Source organism: Sphingomonas sp. UBA978, assembly GCF_002292295.1.
In the GTDB taxonomy this organism is placed as follows: domain Bacteria; phylum Pseudomonadota; class Alphaproteobacteria; order Sphingomonadales; family Sphingomonadaceae; genus Sphingomonas.
This window is the reverse complement of the sequence record NZ_DBBS01000019.1, coordinates 97,183-118,210: the sequence shown is the minus strand read 5'-3', so window position 1 is coordinate 118,210 and position 21,028 is coordinate 97,183. Positions and strand designations below refer to the sequence as shown.

Genomic DNA, 21,028 nt, shown 5'->3' with positions numbered 1-21,028 from the left:
CGTGCCTTCTCTAACATCGTCAGGTGAAAGAGGCTGCGGGGGACCCTCCCGCGGCGGCGAAAACCTGTATCCCCGCGGCGGGGCAACGCCGCATGACCGGAGCCTGCATGGCGGATATCGCCCTACTCACGCAATTGATCGAACCCGAAGCCCGGGCGCTGGGCTTCGACCTCGTGCGCGTGAAGATGTTCGGCGGCAAATCCGACCCGACGTTGCAGGTGATGGCCGAGCGTCCCGACACCGGCCAGCTGACGATCGACGATTGCGCCGAGCTGTCGCGCCGCATCTCCGACGTGCTCGACGCGCTGGAGGCCGAGGGCCGCGACCCCATAGAGGACGCATACCGGCTGGAAGTGTCGTCGCCCGGCATCGACCGCCCGCTGACACGCCCGCAGGACTATACCAACTGGGCCGGGCATGAGGCGAAGATCACGCTGGTCGAGAAGATCGACAACCGCAAGATCCTGACCGGCGACCTCGTCGGCATCGACGGGGACAAGGTTTCGATCGACGTGCGCGGCCACACCCGCATGACCGTCGGCCTCGATGCGATCCACGACGCCAAGCTGACGATCACCGACCGCCTGCTCGCCGCCACCGCGCCGCTTTCGAGCGAAGGTGCGGACGAATTCGAAGAATCAGACGACAACGACGCCCTTAGCGAAGGACAGAAGTAAGATGGCCACCGTCGCCACCGCCAACCGCGCGGAACTGATCGCGATCGCCAATTCGGTCGCCTCGGAAAAGATGATCGACAAGAGCATCGTCATCGAGGCTCTGGAAGAGGCGATCCAGCGCGCCGCCAAGACGCGCTACGGCATCGAAAACGACATCCGGGCGAAGCTCGATCCCGTCAGCGGCGACCTGCGCCTGTGGCGCGTCGTCGAGGTGGTCGAGGCGGTCGACGATTATTTCAAGCAGGTCGACGTCACCCAGGCGCAGAAGCTGCAGCCGGGTGCGGTCGTCGGCGACTATATCGTCGATCCGCTGCCCCCGATCGAATTCGGCCGCATCCAGGCGCAGGCCAGCAAGCAGATCATCTTCCAGAAGGTGCGCGATGCCGAGCGCGAGCGCCAGTATGAAGAGTTCAAGGATCGCCAGGGCGAGATCATCACCGGCGTCGTCAAGCGCGTCGAGTTCGGCCATGTCGTCGTCGATCTGGGCCGCGCCGAGGGCGTGATCCGCCGCGACGCGCAGATCCCGCGCGAGGTGGTCCGCGTCAACGACCGTATCCGCAGCCTGATCCTCAACGTCCGCCGCGAGAATCGCGGGCCGCAGATCTTCCTGTCCCGCGCGCACCCCGACTTCATGAAGAAGCTGTTCGCGCAGGAAGTGCCGGAAATCTACGACGGCATCATCACCATCCAGGCGGCGGCCCGCGATCCCGGCAGCCGCGCGAAGATCGGCGTCATCAGCCGCGATTCGAGCATCGATCCGGTCGGCGCCTGCGTCGGCATGAAGGGCAGCCGCGTGCAGGCCGTCGTGCAGGAGATGCAGGGCGAGAAGATCGACATCATCCCCTGGTCGCCCGACATCGCGACCTTCGTCGTCAACGCGCTGCAGCCCGCCAGCGTCAGCCGCGTCGTGATCGACGAGGAGGAAGAGCGCATCGAGGTCGTCGTTCCCGACGACCAGCTGAGCCTCGCCATCGGTCGCCGCGGCCAGAACGTCCGCCTCGCCAGCCAGCTGACCGGCAAGGCGATCGACATCCTGACCGAGGCCGATGCCTCCGAGAAGCGCCAGAAGGAATTCGTCGAGCGCACCGAGATGTTCCAGAACGAACTGGACGTCGACGAGACGCTGGCGCAGCTGCTGGTCGCCGAGGGCTTCGGCGCGCTGGAAGAGGTCGCCTATGTCGAGCTCGACGAGATCGCCGACATCGAGGGCTTCGACGAGGACCTGGGCCAGGAGCTGCAGAGCCGCGCGCAGGAAGCGCTCGACCGCCGCGAGGCCGCGAACCGCGAGGAACGCCGCGGTCTGGGCGTCGAGGACGCGCTGATCGACATGCCGTACCTGACCGAGGCGATGCTGGTGACGCTCGGCAAGGCGGGCATCAAGACGCTCGACGACCTCGCCGATCTCGCCACCGACGAGCTGGTCGAGAAGAAGCGCGTCGAACCGCGCCGCCGCAACGAGGATGCGCCCAAGCGTCCCGAGCCGAAGGGCGGCATCCTGAGCGAATACGGCCTGTCCGACGAACAGGGCAACGAGATCATCATGGCCGCGCGCCAGCATTGGTTCGAGGACGATGCGGCGCCCGCCGCCGAGGACGCGCCGGCGGCCGACGCCGGGGAGGCGGAGGAGGCCTGATGCCCTTCGTCTCGATCCGACTGGCGGGCAGTGCGACCCGCGACCAGAAAGCGGGGATCGTCGCCGACGTGACGGCCTCGCTGGTGACGCGGCTGGGCAAGAACCCGGCCGCGGTGCAGGTCGTGATCGAGGAAATCTCGACGGAGAATTACGGTGCCGGCGGGCAGCTGCTCGCCGACCGCGATGCCCCCGAACCGAGGGAGGACGCGCATGCGGTTCCCTCACAATGAGCCGCTAGCGCTCCATCAGGTTCGCGCTGTGCGTGGCGACTCGCGGGTGACCGCGGGAATGCCCGTGCGTGCTTGCGCTCCGGCATCGGGAGGGGTCGCATGACCGATCCGATCCGCAAGTGCATCCTCACGCAGGATCGCGACCAGCGCGACAATCTGGTCCGACTCGCACTCGCGCCGGACGGGACGATCCTGCCCGACGTGCGCGCCAAGGCGCCGGGGCGTGGCGCGTGGATCGGCGTCACCCGGGTCGCGCTCGAGGAGGCGATCGCAAAGAAGCGCCTGCGCGGCGCGCTCGCGCGGGCGTTCAAGGGCGAGGCGCTGACGATCCCCGACGACCTGCCCCAGCGGATCGAGGCGGCGCTCGAACGCAATGCGCTCGATCGGCTCGGCCTCGAATCGCGCTCCGGCGGCCTGTTCACCGGCTCCGAGAAGATCGAGACCGCGGCGCGTTCGGGACAGCTCCACGCTCTGTATCACGCCGCCGATGCCGGCACCGACGGCAACCGCAAGCTCGACCAGGCGTGGCGGATCGGATCGGATCGCGAAGGCTCCGCGCTGAGGGGCTTGGTATTACCTGTACCGCGCACCATATTGTCGTTGGCGCTAGGCCGCGAGAATGTGGTACATATCGGCCTGACCGACCGCGCTGCCGCCGCGCGGGTGAGCGACGCGCTCGACCGCTGGCTGCATTTTATCGGACCTGAACCCACCCCCGTGCCTTGCGAAACGGCCTCGCAGGGCGCATCGGCGCCCGGACTTTCCCCCGAGACTCTTGGGGCTGTATCCGACGGGCATCGACCGGCCGTAGACGTAAACGAGGAATTTGAGTGAGCGACACCGACAACGAGAAGCCGAAACTTGGCATGCGCACGCCTTTGGGGGTGAAGCGCACGGTCGAGACCGGCCAGGTGAAGCAGAGCTTCAGCCATGGCCGGTCCAACACGGTGATCGTCGAAACGAAGAAGCGGCGCGTGCTCGGTCGTCCGGGTGAGGCGCCGGCCGCACCCGAGCCGCAGGTGCAGGCGCCCGTCGCCGCACCGGCGCCGGTCGCCGCGCCCGCCCCTGCCCCGCGTCCCGCGCCGTCGAACGAGACGGCGCAGGAGCGTCAGGCACGGATGCTGCGCGAGGCCGAGGACCAGCGCATGCATGCGCTGGAGGACGCGCGCCGTCGCGAAGAGGCCGCGCGTGCGCAGGCCGCCGAGGACGCGCGCCTCCGCGCGGCCGAAAAGGCGGCCGCCGCTGCGGCGCCTGCCCCGGCGCCCGAGCCCGCCCCCGAACCGACCCCGGCGCCGGTCGCGGCGGAACCCGCCGCACCGCAGGCGGCACCCGTCGTCGTGCCGACGCCGGCCGGCCGTGGCTTCCGTCCGGTCGAGCGGCCCGTGCCGCCGCCCGCACCGGTCGAGGCGCCGGCGCCCGAACCGGTCGCTGCCCCGGCGCCTGCGCCGGTCGAGGCGGCCGCTCCGGCGCCCGCCCCCGCACCGCGTCCGGCTGCACCGGCGCCCGCGCCGGCACCGACGCTCCAGCTCGGTCGCGATCCGTCGATGCCGGCCCCGCGCCGCTTCTCGCCGGTCGCCCGCCCCGAAATCCCGAAGCCGCAGCCCAAGCCCGAACCGGCTCCCGCTCCCGCGGCGGCACCGGCGGCGGCTTCCGCGTCGTCCGCGGGCGGCGCCGCATCGCGCAGCCTGCCATCGGGTCAGGCGACCCCGCGCAACGCCCCGCCGAGCCGGCCGACGCAGCGCGACCGCAAGGGCGACGAGCGTCGCGGCGGCAAGCTGACCGTCAATCGTGCGCTGGGCGACGATGGTGCGCGCTCGCGCAGCCTCGCCGCGCTCAAGCGTGCGCGTGAAAAGGAAAAGCGTCACTTCGGCGGCCCGCGCGAGCAGCAGGCCAAGCAGATCCGCGACGTCCAGGTGCCCGAGGCGATCACCGTCCAGGAACTCGCCAACCGTATGGCGGAAAAGGGCGCGGATCTGGTCAAGACGCTGTTCAAGATGGGCATGCCCGTCACGATGACGCAGACGATCGATCAGGACACCGCGGAACTGCTGGTGACCGAATTCGGCCACAACATCGTCCGCGTCAGCGACAGCGACATCGATCTGGCGCTCGACACCGGCGAGGATGCCGACGACCAGCTGCGTCCGCGTCCGCCGGTCGTCACGATCATGGGCCATGTCGATCACGGCAAGACCTCGCTGCTCGACGCGCTGCGCGGCACCGACGTGGTGCGCGGCGAGGCCGGCGGCATCACGCAGCATATCGGCGCCTATCAGGTCACGCTGAAGGACAAGTCGAAGGTCACGTTCCTCGACACGCCGGGCCATGAGGCGTTCACGCAGATGCGTGCGCGCGGTGCGGACGTCACCGACATCGTGGTGCTGGTGGTCGCGGCCGACGACGGGCTGATGCCGCAGACGATCGAGGCGATCAACCACACCAAGGCGGCCGGCGTGCCGATGATCGTGGCGATCAACAAGATCGACAAGTACGAGGCCAATGCCCAGCGCGTGCGCGAGCGCCTGCTGAGCGAAGAGGTCGTGGTCGAGGAAATGGGCGGCGACGTCCAGGACGTCGAGGTGTCCGCGCTCAACAAGACCGGGCTCGACACGCTGATCGAGAAGATCCAGCTGCAGGCCGAGCTGCTCGAACTGCGCGCCAACCCCGATCGCGCCGCCGAAGGCACGGTGATCGAGGCGAAGCTCGACAAGGGCCGCGGCCCGGTCGCGACGATCCTCGTCAACCGCGGCACGCTGAAGGTCGGCGACGTCTTCGTCATCGGCGCGGAAAGCGGCAAGGTCCGCGCGCTGATCGACGACAAGGGCCGTCAGGTGAAGGAAGCCGGCCCGGCGATGCCGGTCGAGGTGCTCGGCATGACCGGCGTCCCCTCGGCGGGCGATCCGTTGCAGGTGGTCGAGAGCGAGGCCCGCGCCCGCGAGGTTGCGGAATATCGTCAGGGCGTGCTGACGCAGAAGCGCACCACGACCGCGCCGGCGAGCCTCGAGAGCATGTTCTCGGCGTTGAAGGCCAATGCGGCGATCGAATATCCGCTCGTCGTCAAGGCCGATACGCAGGGGACGGTCGAGGCGATCGTCGCGTCGATCAACAAGATCTCGACCGATCTCATCAAGGCACGCGTGCTGCACGCGGGCGTCGGCGGCATCACCGAGAGCGACGTGACGCTGGCGGGTGCCAGCGGCGCGCCGATCATCGGCTTCAACGTCCGCGCCAATGCGAAGGCGCGCGAGATCGCCGATCGGCAGAAGGTGGCGTTGAAATATTACGACGTCATCTACGACCTGACCGACGAGATCCGCGCCGGCATGGCCGGGCAGCTCGGGCCGGAAGCGTTCGAGACCGTGGTGGGGCGTGCGGAGATCCGCGACGTCTTCTCGGCGGGCAAGCACGGCAAGGCCGCCGGTCTGCTCGTGGTCGAAGGCGTCATCCGCAAGGCGCTCAAGGCACGCATCACGCGCAACGACGTCATCATCTATCAGGGTGAGATCGCGTCGCTGCGTCGCTTCAAGGACGACGTTCCCGAAGTGCGCGCCGGTCTGGAGTGCGGCGTGACGTTCACGTCGAACTTCGTCGACATCAAGCCGGGCGACTTCCTCGAAACGTTCGAAGTCGAGATGCGCGAACGGACGTTGTAATCCACTCTCCCTCTCCCGGCGGGAGAGGGAGGGAGCCGGTTATGCCGGCGGAAGGGTGAGGGCAGGTGAGGTGGCAGGCGCCGCCCTCACCCTCCCACCCGGCTGCGCCGGGCGGGCCCCTTCCAGTATCAGATAAGCAGCGCCCCGCGCCGTTTAGTCTATGCTGGGAGCATGGACGGCCTGATACTCCCGTCGGGAGAGGGATGAGATGAACAAAGAACCCCAGGAAAAGTCCGTCCGCACGTTGCGCGTCGGCGAACAGGTGCGCCACGTCCTGTCGGAGATCCTCGCCCGCGGCGACGTCCACGACGCGACGCTGGAAAAGCACATGGTGTCGATCACCGAAGTCCGCATGTCCCCCGACCTGCGTCACGCGACGGTGTTCGTGAAGCCGTTGCTCGGCAAGGACGAGGACAAGGTGCTGAAGGCGCTGCGCACCAACACCGCCTATCTGCAGCGCGAGGTCGCGCACCGCATCCAGAACAAATATGCCGCCAAGCTGAAGTTCCTCGCCGACGAGAGCTTCGACGAGGGCAGCCATATCGACGCCCTGCTCCGCAAGCCCGAGGTGGCGCGCGATCTGGGCGAGACGGCCGAGGATTGACGCGGCTGTCAGTAAGACGCATCTTACTGCTATGAACGCCAGAACCACAATGTCTGCCAAGGGTCAGGTTGTCATCCCCAAGGATGTGCGTGACGCTCTGGGTCTGAAGCCTGGTCAGGCACTGGATGTCACGCACACCGCCGGCGGTGTGATGCTGCGCCCCGTAGCGCAGAAGAGCGGGCGTTCGTTCGAGGAGATCACGGCAGATATCCGCGCCCGGATCAAATACGATGGTCCTCCCGTGTCGATTGAGGACATGAACGTGACGATCCGGCAAGGTTGGATTGATGCAGCCGGCAGGAGTGATCGTGCGGGCGATCGACACTAACATTCTTGCAAGGTATTTGCTGGAGGACGACCCTCATCAATCCCCCATCGCGGTCGGGATCATGGCGACCGACGTATTTATACCCGTCACTGTTCTGTTGGAACTTGGCTGGCTATTGATGTCGCGGTATCGCCAATCCCGGCTCGATACCGCCGCCGCCTTGCGCGACATCATAGATCTTCCTTCCGTAACGGTTGCCGATGCCGCCCGGATACGCTGGGCAATCGTACGCTTTGCAGAGGGTGCCGATATTGCAGACATGATTCATCTGACTTGCTCGATCCCGGCAGGTTCGTTTGCGACGTTCGACAGCGACATTTACCACGCTGCGGGAGAAGACACTCCGGTCAAAATCGAAACGCTCCGGTGATGGCCAAGCTCTATTTCTACTACGCCAGCATGAACGCGGGAAAATCGACGACGCTGTTGCAGGCGGACTTCAACTATCGCGAGCGGGGGATGGAGACGATGCTGTTCACCGCGGCGGTGGACGATCGCTTCGCGGCGGGCACCATCACCAGCCGAATCGGGCTGGAGGCACCGGCGACGCCGTTCGATGCGGCGACCGACCTTGCGGCGTGCGTCGCCGACCGGCTGGCGACCGGCATGCTCGCCTGCGTGCTGGTCGACGAGGCGCAGTTCCTCACCGCCGCGCAGGTCGCACAGCTGGCGCATATCTGCGATTCGCTCAACGTGCCGGTGCTCGCTTATGGTTTGCGCACCGATTTCCAGGGGCGGCTGTTCGAAGGATCGGCGCGGCTGCTCGCGACCGCCGATGCGCTCATCGAGATCAAGTCGGTGTGCGTGTGCGGGCGGAAGGCGATCATGAACCTGCGCGTCGATGCCGAGGGCCGCGCGATCGCCGAGGGTGCGCAGACCGAGATCGGCGGCAACGACCGCTATGTCGCGCTGTGCCGGCGCCATTTCACCGAGGCGCTGGGGGTCTGACCACGCCGCGCCATTGCGAGCTAAGCGCGACATCCTGAGCCGCATCGCGACGCTGTGGATTGCTTCGCTACGCTCGCAATGACGGATACTGGCGTATGACCCCGCGCCACGCCATATCCCGCCCATGAACCCCGACCATATCGTCTACCGCACCGCCGTGTGGATCATCCCGCTGGTCATCGCGATCGTCTTCCACGAGGTCGCGCACGGCTGGATGGCGAAGTGGCTCGGCGATCCGACCGCGCAGGAACAGCGGCGGCTGAGCTTCAATCCGATCCGCCACGTCGATCCGGTCGGCACGCTGATCCTGCCGCTCGGCCTCGCCATCGCCGGCGCACCGGTGTTCGGCTGGGCGAAGCCGGTGCCGGTTATCGCGCAGCGCCTGCGCAACCCGCGCTGGGGCATGGTCGCGGTCGCGCTCGCCGGACCGGGCATGAACCTCGTGCTGGCGACCGTCGCCGCAGTCGCGATCGGCGTCGCCGCGGCGCTGTCGGGCGGGGTCGCGCCCACGGGCGTCGCCGCATTCGTGCTGGCGAACCTCATCAACTTCCTGCTGGTCAACGTCTTCCTCGCGCTGTTTAACCTGCTGCCGATGCCGCCGTTCGACGGCGGGCACGTGGTCGAGGGGCTGCTTCCCCGCCCGCTCGCGGCACAATGGGCGAAGATCGGGCGGTTCGGCTTCCTGCTGCTGATCCTCGTGCTCGTCGTGCTGCCGATGATCGTCCCGGGCGCCAATGTCGTCGGCCGGATCGTCGGCCCGCCGGCGGAAGCGGTGGTCGGCTGGTTTCTGGCGTTGGCGACCGCCATCGCCTAACGGCGCCCGATGCACGGTTGGATCATCATCGACAAACCCCTGGGGCTGGGCAGCACGCAGGTCGTCTCCGCGGTCAAGCGCGCGCTGCGGCAGGGCGGCTACGGCAAGTTCAAGGTCGGCCATGGCGGCACGCTCGATCCGCTGGCGACCGGGGTGCTGCCGGTCGCGGTGGGCGAGGCGACCAAGCTCGCCGGGCGGATGCTCGACAGCGACAAGGTCTATGCGTTCACGATCCGCTTCGGCGCACAGACCGATACGCTGGATGCGGAAGGACCGGTGATCGCGACGTCGGACGTGCGCCCGACGGCGGCGCAGGTGGCAGCGGTGCTGCCGCGCTTCACCGGCCCGATCGCGCAGGTGCCGCCGGCCTATTCGGCGCTCAAGGTGGATGGCGAGCGGGCCTATGATCTGGCCCGCGCCGGCGAAGAGGTGGTGCTGGCGAGCCGCAACGTGACGATCCACAGCCTTGCCCCCGCCCCCGCCCCCAGCGGGCCGGAGGGAGAGGTGCAGGAGGCCACCCTCACCGCCCATGTTTCCAAGGGCACCTATATCCGCAGCCTCGCCCGCGACATCGCTCTGGCGCTCGGCACGGTCGGCCACGTCACCATGCTCCGCCGCCTGAAGGCCGGCCCGTTCGACCTCGCCCCCGCGATATCGCTGGACAAATTGGCTGAGGCCGGTATGGCGCGCACCCTTGAACACTTACTCCTGCCGTTGAGGGCGGGGCTGGACGACATCCCGGCTCTACCCCTCTCCCCGGATCAGGCAGGGGCGCTCCGCCAGGGGCGCGTGCTGACCGGGATCGCTGCTGACGATGGCCAATATTTCGCGTGTGAGGGGGACACCCCGATCGCGCTGGTAGAGGTCGAGGCCGAAGAGGCCCGCGTCGTCCGCGGTTTCAACGTTTCGATGTCGAGGACCGAACCATGACCATTACCGCAGAACGCAAGGCAGAAGTCGTCAAGGAACACGCGCGCCAGGAAGGCGACACGGGTTCCCCCGAGGTGCAGGTCGCGATCCTGTCGGAGCGCATCCGCAACCTGACCGAGCATTTCAAGGGTCACAAGAAGGACAACCATTCGCGCCGCGGGCTGCTGATGATGGTCAACAAGCGGCGCTCGCTGCTCGACTATCTCCGCAAGACCGACGGCCAGCGGTATCTGGACCTGATCGCGAAGCTCGGCCTTCGCAAGTAACGATGAGGGCGGCCTTCGGGTCGCCCTTTTCTTATGGCCGTGCTACACGCGGCCATCGCAGTTTCACCCATACCGGCATGAGCCGGGTACGCGGAAACGGGCAATTCGGCCCCGATCCCCCGGAGCGACAAGACGCTCCACACCGCCGCGGGCCGGTTTAGCCCGCGAGACAGGCCCCCCGACGCATCTGGCGCGGGGAGTGAAGGAAAATACATGTTCAATGCCAAGAAGGTAGAGATCGAGTGGGGCGGCCAGACGCTGACCCTCGAAACGGGCAAGGTCGCCCGCCAGGCCGACGGCGCGGTGATCGCGACGCTCGGCGAGACGGTCGTGCTGTGCGCCGTCACCGCCGCCAAGAATGTGAAGGAAGGCCAGGATTTCTTTCCGCTGACCGTTCACTATCAGGAAAAGTTCTCCGCCTCGGGTCGCATCCCCGGCGGCTTCTTCAAGCGCGAGCGTGGCGCGACCGAGCGTGAGACGCTGGTCAGCCGCCTGATCGATCGTCCGATCCGCCCGCTGTTCCCGGAAGGCTTCTACAACGAGATCAACTGCATCGCGCAGGTGATGAGCTATGACGGCGAGAACGAGCCCGATCTGCTGGCGATGATCGCCGCATCGGCCGCGATGACGCTGTCGGGCGTGCCGTTCATGGGCCCGATCGGCGCCGCGCGCGTCGGCTACCAGAATGGCGAGTACATCCTCAACCCGTCGGACACGCAGGTCGCCGAGGGCGAGTTGGACCTGATGGTCGCCGCGACCCACGACGCGGTGATGATGGTCGAATCGGAAGCCAAGGAGCTGTCCGAGGACGTCATGCTCGGCGCCGTCATGTTCGCGCACAAGGCGTCGCAGGACGTCATCAAGGCGATCATCCGCCTCGCCGAACAGGCCGCCAAGGAGCCCTGGGAGCTCAAGGTCCAGGACGACAAGGCCGAGGTGAAGGCCAAGCTCAAGAAGCTGATCGGCAAGGATCTGGAGGCGGCCTACAAGCTGACCGACAAGCAGCAGCGCCAGACCGCGATCAACGAGGCCCGCGCCAAGGCGCGCGACGGCATGGCGGACCTGAAGGACAGCGATCCCCAGGCCTATCTCGCCAGCCTGAAGCTGGTGAAGAAGCTGGAAGCGGACATCGTCCGCACCGCGATCCTGAAGACCGGCCGCCGCATCGACGGTCGCGACACCACCACCGTCCGTCCGATCGAATCGGAAGTCCACTTCCTGCCGCGCGCGCATGGCTCCGCCCTGTTCACCCGTGGCGAGACGCAGACGATCGCGACGACGACGCTCGGTACCCGCGACGCGGAGCAGATGATCGACGGCCTCAACGGCCTGTCGTACCAGAACTTCATGCTCCACTATAACTTCCCGCCCTATTCGGTCGGTGAAGTCGGCCGCTTCGGTGCGCCGGGTCGTCGCGAAGTCGGTCACGGCAAGCTCGCCTGGCGCGCGCTGCACCCGGTGCTGCCGACCAAGGAGGAATTCCCCTACACGATCCGCGTCACCAGCGACATCACGGAGAGCAACGGCTCGTCGTCGATGGCGACGGTGTGCGGCGGTTCGCTGTCGATGATGGACGCCGGCGTGCCGCTGAAGCGCCCCGTCTCGGGCATCGCGATGGGCCTGATCCTCGAGGGCAAGGACTTCGCCGTCCTGTCGGATATCCTCGGCGACGAGGATCACCTCGGCGACATGGACTTCAAGGTCGCCGGCACCAGCGAGGGCATCACCGCGCTGCAGATGGACATCAAGATCTCCGGCATCACCGAAGAGATCATGAAGGTCGCGCTGAAGCAGGCCCACGAAGGCCGCGCGCACATCCTGGGTGAGATGGCCAAGGCACTGGGCGAAACCCGCTCGGAACTGTCGGCGCACGCACCGCGCATCGAGACCTTCACGATCGACAAGTCGAAGATCCGCGAAGTCATCGGCACCGGCGGCAAGGTGATCCGCGAGATCGTCGCCACCACCGGCGCCAAGGTCGACATCGACGACGAGGGCGTCATCAAGGTGTCGTCGTCCGACCCGACGCAGATCGAAGCCGCGATCAAGTGGATCAAGGGCCTCGTCGAGGAAGCCGAAGTCGGCAAGGTCTATGACGGCAAGGTCGTCAACCTGGTGGACTTCGGTGCGTTCGTGAACTTCATGGGTGGCAAGGACGGCCTCGTCCACGTCTCCGAGATCAAGAACGAGCGCGTCGAAAAGGTGTCGGACGTCCTTTCGGAAGGTCAGGCCGTCAAGGTCAAGGTTCTCGAGATCGATCCGCGCGGCAAGGTGCGCCTGTCGATGCGCGTCGTCGATCAGGAAACCGGCGCCGAGCTGGAAGACACCCGTCCGGCCCGCGAGCCGCGCGAGGGCGGCGACCGTGGTCCCCGCGGCCCGCGCAGCGGCGGCGGCGATCGTGACGGCGGTGGCCGCGGCGACCGTGGCCCGCGTCGCGACGGTTCCGGCCGTGACGGCGGTGGCCGTGGTCCCCGTCGCGACGGCGGCGACCGTGGTCCCCGCGGCGAGGGCGGCGATCGCGCGCCCCGCAACGGTGGCGGCAACGACGACGGCCCCGCGCCCGAGTTCGCGCCGGCCTTCCTGACCGGCGATCGCGACTGATCCTCGGCCACTGGCTGACACAGGAAGGGGTTCGGCAGCGATGCCGGACCCCTTTCGCGTTCCGGGGGGCGCCCGTGTCGACCGATGCGATACGGCCACGCCGATCGTGCCGGAATAAACGGGATTACATGGCGTTAACCGCAGGGAGCGCGCATAGCCGGTGCATGCCGGTACAGCGCGACACGTCCCCGGCGCCGACCGGTCATCCCCTGCTCGCCCGGTTGCAGCATTATGTGCGGTTCACCGGGGAGGAACGGCTGGCGCTGGAGGCGCTGTCGGCCGGTCCCGCGCTCACCGTGCGCCAGCGCCGCGATCTGGTGCGCGAGGGCGACCGGCCGCGCGGCGTCATCCTCATCCTCGACGGCTGGGCGTTCCGCTACAAGACGCTGGAGGACGGGCGGCGCCAGATCATCGCCTTCCTGCTGCCGGGCGATCTGTGCGACGCACATGGCTATATCCACCGGCATCTCGACCATTCGATCGGCGCGGTAACGCAGGTCCGCTATATCGAGGTGCCGCGCGAGCGGATCGAGGCGCTGGCGGTGCTCGGTCCCCGCCTCGCGCAGGCGCTGTGGTGGGACGCCTCGGTCACCGCGTCGATCCAGCGCGAATGGACGATCAACCTCGGCCAGCGCGACGCGATCGAACGGCTGGCGCATCTGTTCTGCGAACTCGTCTACCGCCTGCGCGCGACCGGACTGGCCGCCGGCGACCGCTGCGATATCCCGCTGACCCAGACCGATCTGGCCGAGGCGACCGGCATGACCCCCGTCCACGTCAACCGCATGGTGCAGGATCTGCGCGCGCGCGGGCTGATCCGCTGGAAGGGTCATGATTTCGAGATGCTCGATCTTGCCGGCCTGTGCTCGGTCGCGATGTTCAATCCCGGCTATCTCCATCTCGATCACGAAGGGCGCCTGCTCGACGCCGCTGGCTGACCTGCCGCGGACATTGATCCAATTAAGCGAAGTGCGCGGATCATTTCGTTACAAGGCAGAGGCTTGCGACGCGTCGCCCGTTGGCAGCAAGCTGGTGTTCATCATGGATCCCGAGTCATGCCGACATCTGCCGACCTCGTTTTCTACCGCCGCCGCGAACAGCAGGAGCGCGAGCTCGCGGCCCGCGCCCGCCATCCGGAGGGGCGCTGCGTCCACCTCGAACTGGCAGGCTGCTATGCCCGCATGATCGAGGAAATGGAGGCCGGCCCCGACTCCGGTCCGGCGCTGCACATGCCGCTGTCCGGCTAGCGCCGTTCCGATCCGCGCCTGACGGCACCGATCGGATCGTCCTACGTCGGCTGGCGACCGTCGCCCGTCGATCGCGGAAAGCCGATCTGTCGCAACCATGCCGCCGCCAGCACCGGCCATGCCGACACCGGCAGGCCGACCGTGTCCAGCGCGAAGCCGTGCGGCGCATCGGCGAAGACGTGCAACTCCGCGGCACCCCCGACCGCCAGCCACGCCGCGTGCAGGCGGTGCGCATTCTCCACCGGCACGACGGGATCGTTGCCGGCATAGACGATGAACGCCGGCGGCGGCGCGGGCAGCAATTGCGCGTCGGGCTGGAGCGCGTCGTACAGCGCCTGTTTCTCGACCGGCGGCAGCGGCGGCTTGTCGGCGACGATCGTCCGCCCCGCGGCGTTGGTCGAGATGGGCGCATAGCCGATGACCATCGCGTCGGGCCGGTCGGGCGCCGCGCCGGGCCAGTCGGCGGGGCGTGCCGCGGCAAGACAGGCGGCGAGATGCCCGCCCGACGACAGGCCGACGACGCCGACCGCATCGAACCCCGCCGCCCGGATCATGCGCAGCGCCTCACCCGCATCGTCCAGCGGCGCGGCCGGGCCGTGCCGCGCATCCGGAAAGCGATGGATCAGCACGAACGCCGCATAGCCCAGCGTATTGAGCCAGCGCGCGACCTGCACCCCCTCCCGCCCCGCCATCAGCGCGACGTACCCGCCGCCGCCCAGCACCAGCATCGCCGCGCCATTGGGTACGGCGGGGCGGAATGCGAGCAGCACCGGTTGCGCGACCGCGCTCACCACCGCCTGATCGTCGCTACGATCCGGCTCGAACGTCACGCCGCCGTCGACCAGCGTTTCGCCCCGCAGCGGCAGCACCGCATCCGCGCCCAGCATCAGCATCCCGGTGTCGCTCCATCGAACGAGGAATGGCCCGCGACGCAGGGGTGCGTCGGATAGGCCTCGCCATCCAGCTCGGTCGCCTCGCGCACCACCGACAGCCGGTCGCCATCGTCGCGCATCTCGTACAGCTTGCCGAGCGCATGGTTGAACGGGCGGTGCAGGATCATCATCAGTCGCCCGTCGAAGGCGCGGAACAGCATGCCATGGCCGCTGTCGCGCTCCACCAGCGTGCCGAGCTGCTCCCACGGCCCCGCGATCCCGCCGGACACCGAGCGCGCCTGCGCCTCGACATAGCCCTTCCTGCCGTAACTCGACCACAGCATCAGCAACTTGCCGGTCCGGCTGCGATACAGTTCGGGGCCATCGGTGACGTAGACCGTGTCGCCGTCCGGCTGTTTCTGCCCGACCGCCCAGGGGGCGTCGCTCGCCTTGAACAGGGTAAGCGGCGGACCGGCGGCAGCGAGGTCGTCCGTCAGCGGCACCGCCTCCATCGTGCCGACGCCGGTCTGCCACCATTCGTGCGCATAGACGAGCCACGGCCTGCCCTTCGGATCGACATAGAGCGATCCGTCGAGCGTCATCCGGTCGGCCGCGACGATCGGTTCGCCGCCGCGCACCAGCCGGTACGGCCCGTCGATCCGGTCCGCCACCGCCAGCATTGTGCCGCGGCGATAGGTCGCCCGCTTGCCGCTTTTGCCCAGGGTCGCGGCGGGATCGTGAAAGGTGGTGAAGAGGTAGTATTTCCCCTTCCACGCATGCACCTCGGGCGCCCAGCTGCCCGCCTTCGCCCATGTGTTGGGCGGCAGCGCGAAGACCAGCTTCGGCCGGGTCCAGTGCTTCAGGTCGCGGCTGGCGTACATCATCGTGCCGAGCCGGGTGTCGCCGGTCATCGCCGCTTCGTTGCGGGTGAACAGATAATAGGTGCGGCTCGCGGTGTCGGCGACGATCCACGGATCGTGCAGGTGCATCGCGGTCATCACCAGCGGCGCCTCCGCCGCGGGCCGCACCGGCGCCGCGCCGGTGAATGCCAGCAGCGCGGCGGCGAGCGCCAGCCGGATCACGCCGCCGGGCCCGTCATGCGATGCTGTTGCCGTAGCCAATCACGATTGTCGCGATCAGCAGCAGCGCGACGCCGCCCCAGACGATGCCCTTGATCCGCACGCCGACGTCCTTCCATTCGCGGAAGGCGAAGCCCCAGAGCGTGCCGAAGATGATGATCGACGCCATGTGCAGCGTCCAGCTGGAGAAGCCGAGCCGCCCCATCTGGCTCTCCCCCATCGTGTAGAAGAAGAACTGGAAGTACCAGGTGACGCCCGCCAGCGCGCTGAGCACGTAGTTGCGCAGCAGCGGCGGGCGTTCGATGCCGGGCTTTGTCCGCCCCAGCCATTCCGCGCCGCTGCGGTTGCGGACGACGAGGATCGAGCACCAGACCAGATTGGTGACGAGCCCGCCGAACATGACGAGGCACAGCACCGGCAGTCCGGTCCACAGCGGCCCGGTGCCGGCGGCGGCGGACAGGCCCTTGATCGGCTCGCCCGCGGCGAGGCCGAAGGCGAAGCAGGCGGACATGATGCCGGCGAAGATCGCGACCGCGATGCCCTTCCTGAAGTTGAATTCGGCGACCACCGCGGCCTTCTGTTCGGGGCTGAGCAGCGCGTCCTTCTGCGCACCGGCGATGGCGACGACGACGATGCCGAGCACCGTCAGGCCGATCCCCGCGAGCACGATATTGCCCGACGTGGTCGCCAGCAGCTTTGCGTGGAATTCGCCGGTGAACAGCGGCGGGATCAGCGTGCCGAACACGGTGCACAACCCCAGCACCACCGCCATGCCCAGGCTCAGCCCGAGATAGCGCATGACGAGGCCATAGCCGAGGCCGCCGAAGCCCCACAGCAGCCCGAACAGGATCGGCCACCAGAAGGCCGGCGCCGGCGCACTGCCGAGCACGCCGAGCAGGTCGTTGGTTTGGAGCGACGCGAAGAACCATGGCGCGAACACCCAGGAGAAGATGCCCCCGGTCAGCCAGTAGATCTCCCACGACCAGCGCTTCACGCCGCGATAGGGAACGTAGAAGCTGGCGGAGGCGAGCCCGCCCAGCCAGTGATACATTACGCCGAGCAGCGGATTGGGGGTCATGGATTCAGTCCCAGTCGATAGAGGCGGTTCGCGTTGCGACCGAACAGGTCGCGGCGCTCGGCATCGGAAAAATCGGCGGCGATGGCGTGGTAGGTTTCGAGATAGCGGTCGATCGGCGCGAACAGCGTGTCCGTCGGCGCATCGCTCGCGAACAGGCAGCGGTCGGGACCGAACAGGTCGATCGCCTCCAGCAGGATCGGCCGCACCCGCTCGAACGTCCAGTCGCGCCAGATGAAGCCGAGGCCCGACAGCTTGACCGCGACGTGCGGCAGCGCGGCGAGCGCGCGCATCCCGTGGCGCCAGTCGGCGAGGCCATCGGGATCGCTCATCACCGGCATGCCGAGGTGGTTGACGATCACCGGCACGTCGGGATGGCGCGCGAACAGCGGCACCAGCCCGGGCATCTGCCCCGGATAGCATTGCAGGTCGAACGACAGGCGATGCGTCGCCAGCCGCGCGAACCCCGCCTGCCACGCCTCGTCGCGAGTCAGGTCGCGGGGCGTGTAGGTCCGCTGCGCGTCGGCGTGCCAGTTGACGATCTGGCGGATGCCGCGGACGCGGGGATGCGCGGCGTGCTGCGCCAGCAGCGCGTCCGCGCCCGGATCGGCGAAATCGGCATAAGCGACGATGCCGGTCGGCAGGCCGGTGTCGGTGGCGAGGCCCTCCAGCCATTCGGTTTCGCGCAGGGAGTGTGCCGCATCCGCGCCGGCATCGATATGCACCGCGCCGACGACGTTCCAGCGGGCGAGCGCGGCGCGATAGTCGGCGACGCTGTAATTGCGCGCGATCGCCTCGGCGCTGCCGTTGGGGCCGTCGCCGTCGAACGGCGGGGTCAGCCACGGATAGCGGATGTGGTTCAGGTCCCACAGGTGGATGTGGGCATCGACGAACGGGATCGCGGTCATCCGTCTCTCCGGCAAAGGCCCGCGCCGTCTCGTGCCGGACGGCTGCGGAATATGGAAAACACCGCGTTCCGCCCTGCCCTCACCCTTCGCCGGCTTCGCCGCCTTTCCCTCTCCCATCGGGGAGAGGGAGGGCGCCGCGCCAGCGGCGGAAGGGTGAGGACGGGCGGAAACGTCAGTAGGTCGTCCGCCCCCCGGACGTGTCGAACACCGACGCCGTCGTGAAGCTGCATTCCTCGCTCGCCATGAAGCAGACCATCGCGGTCGATTCGTGCACCTCGCCGAGGCGGCCCATCGGGATCTTGGAGCGCATGTAGTCGACCTGGCTCTGCGGCAATTGCTCGAGGATCGGGCTTTCGAACGTCGCCGGGGTCAGTGCGTTGGCGATCACCCCCTTGCCCGCCAGTTCCTTGCCGAGGCTCTTGGTGAAGCCGATCACGCCCGCCTTGGTCGCGGAATAGGCCGACGCATTGGGATTGCCCTCCTTGCCCGCAACCGAGGCGACGTTGACGATCCGCCCGTAGCCGTTCGCCAGCATCGCCGGCACGATCGCCCGGTTGCAATAGAACAACCCGTTGAGGTTGACGCCGACGACCTTGAGCCAGTTGTCGATCGGAAATTCGTGGACCGGCACCGTCGCACCGGTGATCCCGGCCGAGCAGACCAGCACGTCGACCTTGCCGAGCGCCGCCAGCGTGTCCGCCGCCGCCTGCGCCACCGCATCCGCGTCGGACACGTCGAGCGCGGCGACGTGCGCCGCGCCGATCTCGTCCTTCGCCGCCGCCAGTGCGTCGGCGTTGAGGTCCCACAGCGCGACCGTGCCGCCCTCGGCGACGATGCGCTTCGCGACATCCTTGCCCAGACCCGAAGCGCCACCGGTAATCACCGCGTGGCGCCCCTCGAACCGTCCCGCGAAGGTCATGCCGCGGTTCCGGTCCAGGCGACGAAGTCCTGGCGCTGCTGCCCGAGCTTCTCGATGCCGAGTTCGACGACGTCGCCGGCCTTCAGATACCAGGGCTCGGGCTTCTGGCCGAGGCCGACGCCCGGCGGCGTGCCGGTGGTGATGATGTCGCCGGGCAGCAGCGTCATCAGCTTCGAGACATAGGCGACGATCTCGGCGACGCCGAAGATCATCGTCGCCGTGCTGCCGTCCTGCACGCGCTTGCCGTTGACCGACAGCCACATCGACAGCGCCTGCGGATCGCCGACCTCGTCGCTGGTGACCAGCCACGGGCCGACCGGACCGAAGGTCGGGAAGCCCTTGCCCTTGTCCCACGTCGGCCCGCGCTCGGTCTGCCAGTGCCGCTCGGACACGTCGTTGACGACGATGAAGCCCGCGACGTGGCGCAGCGCATCGGCTTCCGACACGTTGTTGGCGGCGGTGCCGATGACGATGCCGAGTTCGACCTCCCAGTCGGTCTTGAGCGAATCCTTCGGGATCGTCACCGGATCGTTCGGCCCCTGCAGGCACGAGATCCACTTGTTGAACACGACCGGCTCGCCGGGGATCGGCAGGTTCGATTCGGCGGCGTGGTCGGCATAGTTGAGGCCGATCGCGACGAACTGGCGGGTGCCGCTGAACGGCACGCCGTAGCGCGGATCACCCTCGACCACCGGCAGGTCGTCGACCGGCAGCGCGGCGAGGCGCGCCAGCCCCTCGGGCGACAGCTCGGCGGGCGAGATGTCGGCGACATGCGCGGACAGGTCGCGGATGCGCCCCTGTGCGTCGATCAGGCCGGGCTTCTCGGCGCCCGGCTGGCCAAAACGGCAAAGCTTCATGGGGAGGATCTTTCTCGAAGGATCAGTGGGTGTAGGGACGGTGCATCGCGATCTCGCGGTTCAGCTCGACGCCGAAGCCGGGCGCGTCGAGCGCGCTCGCCTTCAGCCGTCCGTTCTGCGGCACCGGCTCGCCGATCAGCTGCGGATGGAACATCGGCACCACCTCGGTCGGGCCGGGGTGCATCATCAGATATTCCGCGAACGGCGAATTGTGGCGCGTGATGACGAAGTGATAGCTGTAGACCGACGATCCGTGCGGCACGACCATCTTGCCGTGCGCATCGGCGAGCGCGCTGATCTTCAACAATTCAGTGACGCCGCCGCACCAGCCCACGTCCGGCTGGATGATGTCGCAGCAGTCCATCTCCATCAGCATGCGGAAGCCCCAGCGCGTCGCCTCATGCTCGCCGGTGGTGACCAGCATGCCCTTGGGCACGTTCTTCTTCAGCTGCGCATAGCCCCAGTAATCGTCGGGGCTGATCGCCTCCTCGATCCACTTCAGGTCGTAGTCGTGCGCGGCGATGGCGAGGCGGGTGGCATAGTCGACGTCGAGCGCCATCCAGCAATCCCACATCAGCCAGAAATCCGGCCCGCATTTTTCCCGCATGTCGGCGAGCTCGGCGATATTCTTCTTCAGGCCCTCGATCCCCTCGGCGGGGCCGTGGTGCAGCGGCATCTTGCCGCCGATGAAGCCGAATTCCTTCGCCTTGTCGGGCCGCGCGCCGGTCGCGTAGAATTGCAGCTCGTCGCGCACCGCGCCGCCGAGCAGGTGATAGACCGGCTCCTGCCGCAGCTTGCCGATGAGGTCCCACAGCGCGAGGTCGACACCGGAGATGGCGTTGATGACCAGACCCTTGCGCCCGTAATATTGGGTCGAGAAGTACATCTGGTCCCAGATCTTCTCGTATTCGGTCGGGCTGCGCCCCTCGAGGAAGCGGGCGAGATGCTTTTCGACGATGTAGCAGGCGGGCTCGCCGCCGGTCGTCACCGCGAAGCCGATCGTGCCGTCCTCCGCCTCGATCTCGACCACCAACGTGCCGAGCACGTTGATGCCGAAGCTCTGCCGCGACTGGCGGTATTCGGGGTAACGCGACATCGGCGTCGCGATGTGGTTGTCGATCCAATGGCCTTCGCCCTGGTCGTGGTAATCGGCACCGCCGCCGCGCACCGTAAAGGCGCGGACATGCTTGATCTTGGGCAAGGACACGATTCCCACGCGAAACTCCCGTTTGTCGCCAGTATCAGTCCCGGGCCGGACACCGCCGATGGCGGTACGAGCATCCCTCCCGAGCTTGTTACTTTTTTCACTTTATGGGATAGCTCGTTACGTGATGAGAAAAGCCGCGTCAAACGGAGACTCGGGACAGGTGAGGAAAACGAGCTTGAG

Annotated in this window: 22 protein-coding genes; 15 read left to right on the top strand and 7 right to left on the bottom strand. The window is 67.7% G+C overall.

The genetic code is table 11. The annotated features are described in order from the left end of the window. The first annotated feature begins 107 nt into the window (after nucleotides 1-107). The 15 genes from rimP to B2515_RS11930 all read left to right on the top strand — a co-directional run bounded on the left by rimP (nucleotide 108) and on the right by B2515_RS11930 (nucleotide 13,931). A complete protein-coding gene (gene rimP, locus B2515_RS12000) occupies nucleotides 108-677 on the top strand; it encodes a ribosome maturation protein RimP (RefSeq protein WP_293876590.1) in 570 nt (189 codons plus the stop codon). A 1-nt stretch (nucleotide 678) separates the two neighbouring features. Then, nucleotides 679-2,310: a transcription termination factor NusA gene (nusA, locus tag B2515_RS11995; RefSeq protein WP_293876589.1), complete on the top strand. Its 1,632-nt coding sequence runs from the start codon at nucleotides 679-681 to the stop codon at nucleotides 2,308-2,310. Further along, entirely contained in the window at nucleotides 2,310-2,540 is a 231-nt protein-coding gene (locus B2515_RS11990) for a tautomerase family protein (RefSeq protein ID WP_293876588.1), read from the top strand. Before nusA ends, B2515_RS11990 begins: the two co-directional genes overlap by 1 nt. Nucleotides 2,541-2,639: 99 nt before the next feature. Further along, nucleotides 2,640-3,374, top strand: coding sequence for a DUF448 domain-containing protein (locus B2515_RS11985; RefSeq protein ID WP_293876587.1), 735 nt, complete (start codon nucleotides 2,640-2,642; stop codon nucleotides 3,372-3,374). Continuing rightward, nucleotides 3,371-6,193, top strand: a complete 2,823-nt coding sequence (gene infB, locus B2515_RS11980; RefSeq protein WP_293876586.1) for a translation initiation factor IF-2 — start codon at nucleotides 3,371-3,373, stop codon at nucleotides 6,191-6,193. Before B2515_RS11985 ends, infB begins: the two co-directional genes overlap by 4 nt. A gap of 208 nt (nucleotides 6,194-6,401) precedes the next feature. Beyond that, nucleotides 6,402-6,797 carry a 30S ribosome-binding factor RbfA gene (gene rbfA, locus B2515_RS11975; RefSeq protein ID WP_293876584.1) on the top strand — a complete coding sequence of 132 codons (396 nt, stop codon included), beginning with the start codon at nucleotides 6,402-6,404 and terminating at the stop codon, nucleotides 6,795-6,797. Nucleotides 6,798-6,828: 31 nt separating this feature from the next. Then, on the top strand, nucleotides 6,829-7,125 hold the full coding sequence (locus B2515_RS11970) for an AbrB/MazE/SpoVT family DNA-binding domain-containing protein (protein WP_293876583.1): 297 nt from the start codon (nucleotides 6,829-6,831) through the stop codon (nucleotides 7,123-7,125). Then, nucleotides 7,106-7,495 carry a type II toxin-antitoxin system VapC family toxin gene (locus tag B2515_RS11965; protein WP_293876581.1) on the top strand — a complete coding sequence of 130 codons (390 nt, stop codon included), beginning with the start codon at nucleotides 7,106-7,108 and terminating at the stop codon, nucleotides 7,493-7,495. Before B2515_RS11970 ends, B2515_RS11965 begins: the two co-directional genes overlap by 20 nt. Beyond that, nucleotides 7,495-8,073 (top strand): thymidine kinase, encoded by a 579-nt coding sequence (locus B2515_RS11960; RefSeq protein ID WP_293876579.1) that lies wholly within the window; start codon nucleotides 7,495-7,497, stop codon nucleotides 8,071-8,073. The genes B2515_RS11965 and B2515_RS11960 overlap by 1 nt, the downstream gene beginning before the upstream one ends. A 124-nt stretch (nucleotides 8,074-8,197) precedes the next feature. Continuing rightward, a complete protein-coding gene (locus B2515_RS11955) occupies nucleotides 8,198-8,887 on the top strand; it encodes a site-2 protease family protein (RefSeq protein WP_293876577.1) in 690 nt (229 codons plus the stop codon). Between the two features lie 9 nt (nucleotides 8,888-8,896). Continuing rightward, on the top strand, nucleotides 8,897-9,817 hold the full coding sequence (gene truB / locus B2515_RS11950; RefSeq protein WP_293876575.1) for a tRNA pseudouridine(55) synthase TruB: 921 nt from the start codon (nucleotides 8,897-8,899) through the stop codon (nucleotides 9,815-9,817). Beyond that, the gene (rpsO, locus tag B2515_RS11945) at nucleotides 9,814-10,083 is read left to right on the top strand and encodes a 30S ribosomal protein S15 (RefSeq protein ID WP_293876573.1); all 270 of its coding nucleotides are present in this window, start codon (nucleotides 9,814-9,816) and stop codon (nucleotides 10,081-10,083) included. The genes truB and rpsO overlap by 4 nt, the downstream gene beginning before the upstream one ends. 213 nt (nucleotides 10,084-10,296) lie before the next feature. Next, the gene (gene pnp / locus B2515_RS11940; RefSeq protein ID WP_293876571.1) at nucleotides 10,297-12,684 is read left to right on the top strand and encodes a polyribonucleotide nucleotidyltransferase; all 2,388 of its coding nucleotides are present in this window, start codon (nucleotides 10,297-10,299) and stop codon (nucleotides 12,682-12,684) included. A 164-nt stretch (nucleotides 12,685-12,848) separates the two neighbouring features. Beyond that, nucleotides 12,849-13,622 carry a Crp/Fnr family transcriptional regulator gene (locus B2515_RS11935; protein WP_293876569.1) on the top strand — a complete coding sequence of 258 codons (774 nt, stop codon included), beginning with the start codon at nucleotides 12,849-12,851 and terminating at the stop codon, nucleotides 13,620-13,622. A gap of 117 nt (nucleotides 13,623-13,739) precedes the next feature. Beyond that, entirely contained in the window at nucleotides 13,740-13,931 is a 192-nt protein-coding gene (locus B2515_RS11930) for a hypothetical protein (protein WP_293876567.1), read from the top strand. Nucleotides 13,932-13,972: 41 nt separating this feature from the next. Here B2515_RS11930 and B2515_RS11925 read toward each other — a convergent pair whose 3' ends face one another. The 7 genes from B2515_RS11925 to rhmD form a co-directional block, all read right to left on the bottom strand. Further along, the gene (locus B2515_RS11925; protein WP_293876565.1) at nucleotides 13,973-14,824 is read right to left on the bottom strand and encodes an alpha/beta hydrolase; all 852 of its coding nucleotides are present in this window, start codon (nucleotides 14,822-14,824) and stop codon (nucleotides 13,973-13,975) included. Further along, nucleotides 14,818-15,885 carry a glycoside hydrolase family 43 protein gene (locus B2515_RS11920; RefSeq protein WP_293876563.1) on the bottom strand — a complete coding sequence of 356 codons (1,068 nt, stop codon included), beginning with the start codon at nucleotides 15,883-15,885 and terminating at the stop codon, nucleotides 14,818-14,820. Before B2515_RS11920 ends, B2515_RS11925 begins: the two co-directional genes overlap by 7 nt. A 13-nt stretch (nucleotides 15,886-15,898) precedes the next feature. Continuing rightward, on the bottom strand, nucleotides 15,899-16,960 hold the full coding sequence (gene rhaT, locus B2515_RS11915) for an L-rhamnose/proton symporter RhaT (RefSeq protein WP_293876561.1): 1,062 nt from the start codon (nucleotides 16,958-16,960) through the stop codon (nucleotides 15,899-15,901). Further along, complete coding sequence (locus B2515_RS11910; protein WP_293876559.1) at nucleotides 16,957-17,865, bottom strand: amidohydrolase family protein; 909 nt, start codon at nucleotides 17,863-17,865, stop codon at nucleotides 16,957-16,959. Before B2515_RS11910 ends, rhaT begins: the two co-directional genes overlap by 4 nt. 172 nt (nucleotides 17,866-18,037) lie before the next feature. Further along, nucleotides 18,038-18,784, bottom strand: coding sequence for an SDR family NAD(P)-dependent oxidoreductase (locus tag B2515_RS11905; protein ID WP_293876557.1), 747 nt, complete (start codon nucleotides 18,782-18,784; stop codon nucleotides 18,038-18,040). After that, nucleotides 18,781-19,641, bottom strand: coding sequence for a fumarylacetoacetate hydrolase family protein (locus B2515_RS11900; protein WP_293876555.1), 861 nt, complete (start codon nucleotides 19,639-19,641; stop codon nucleotides 18,781-18,783). The genes B2515_RS11905 and B2515_RS11900 overlap by 4 nt, the downstream gene beginning before the upstream one ends. Before the next feature lie 22 nt (nucleotides 19,642-19,663). Continuing rightward, complete coding sequence (gene rhmD / locus B2515_RS11895) at nucleotides 19,664-20,848, bottom strand: L-rhamnonate dehydratase (protein ID WP_293876822.1); 1,185 nt, start codon at nucleotides 20,846-20,848, stop codon at nucleotides 19,664-19,666. Nucleotides 20,849-21,028 lie beyond the last annotated feature (180 nt).

Excerpts from the sequence above, each read along its gene's own strand:
- rimP (WP_293876590.1), top strand. The coding sequence starts at position 108 with ATGGCGGATATCGCCCTACTCACGCAATTGATCGAACCCGAAGCCCGG.
- nusA (WP_293876589.1), top strand. The coding sequence starts at position 679 with ATGGCCACCGTCGCCACCGCCAACCGCGCGGAACTGATCGCGATCGCC.
- B2515_RS11990 (WP_293876588.1), top strand. The coding sequence starts at position 2,310 with ATGCCCTTCGTCTCGATCCGACTGGCGGGCAGTGCGACCCGCGACCAG.
- B2515_RS11985 (WP_293876587.1), top strand. The coding sequence starts at position 2,640 with ATGACCGATCCGATCCGCAAGTGCATCCTCACGCAGGATCGCGACCAG.
- rbfA (WP_293876584.1), top strand. The coding sequence starts at position 6,402 with ATGAACAAAGAACCCCAGGAAAAGTCCGTCCGCACGTTGCGCGTCGGC.
- B2515_RS11970 (WP_293876583.1), top strand. The coding sequence starts at position 6,829 with ATGAACGCCAGAACCACAATGTCTGCCAAGGGTCAGGTTGTCATCCCC.
- B2515_RS11960 (WP_293876579.1), top strand. The coding sequence starts at position 7,495 with ATGGCCAAGCTCTATTTCTACTACGCCAGCATGAACGCGGGAAAATCG.
- B2515_RS11955 (WP_293876577.1), top strand. The coding sequence starts at position 8,198 with ATGAACCCCGACCATATCGTCTACCGCACCGCCGTGTGGATCATCCCG.
- truB (WP_293876575.1), top strand. The coding sequence starts at position 8,897 with ATGCACGGTTGGATCATCATCGACAAACCCCTGGGGCTGGGCAGCACG.
- rpsO (WP_293876573.1), top strand. The coding sequence starts at position 9,814 with ATGACCATTACCGCAGAACGCAAGGCAGAAGTCGTCAAGGAACACGCG.
- pnp (WP_293876571.1), top strand. The coding sequence starts at position 10,297 with ATGTTCAATGCCAAGAAGGTAGAGATCGAGTGGGGCGGCCAGACGCTG.
- B2515_RS11935 (WP_293876569.1), top strand. The coding sequence starts at position 12,849 with ATGCCGGTACAGCGCGACACGTCCCCGGCGCCGACCGGTCATCCCCTG.
- B2515_RS11930 (WP_293876567.1), top strand. The coding sequence starts at position 13,740 with ATGCCGACATCTGCCGACCTCGTTTTCTACCGCCGCCGCGAACAGCAG.
- B2515_RS11925 (WP_293876565.1), bottom strand. The coding sequence starts at position 14,824 with ATGCTGATGCTGGGCGCGGATGCGGTGCTGCCGCTGCGGGGCGAAACG.
- rhaT (WP_293876561.1), bottom strand. The coding sequence starts at position 16,960 with ATGACCCCCAATCCGCTGCTCGGCGTAATGTATCACTGGCTGGGCGGG.
- B2515_RS11910 (WP_293876559.1), bottom strand. The coding sequence starts at position 17,865 with ATGACCGCGATCCCGTTCGTCGATGCCCACATCCACCTGTGGGACCTG.
- B2515_RS11905 (WP_293876557.1), bottom strand. The coding sequence starts at position 18,784 with ATGACCTTCGCGGGACGGTTCGAGGGGCGCCACGCGGTGATTACCGGT.
- B2515_RS11900 (WP_293876555.1), bottom strand. The coding sequence starts at position 19,641 with ATGAAGCTTTGCCGTTTTGGCCAGCCGGGCGCCGAGAAGCCCGGCCTG.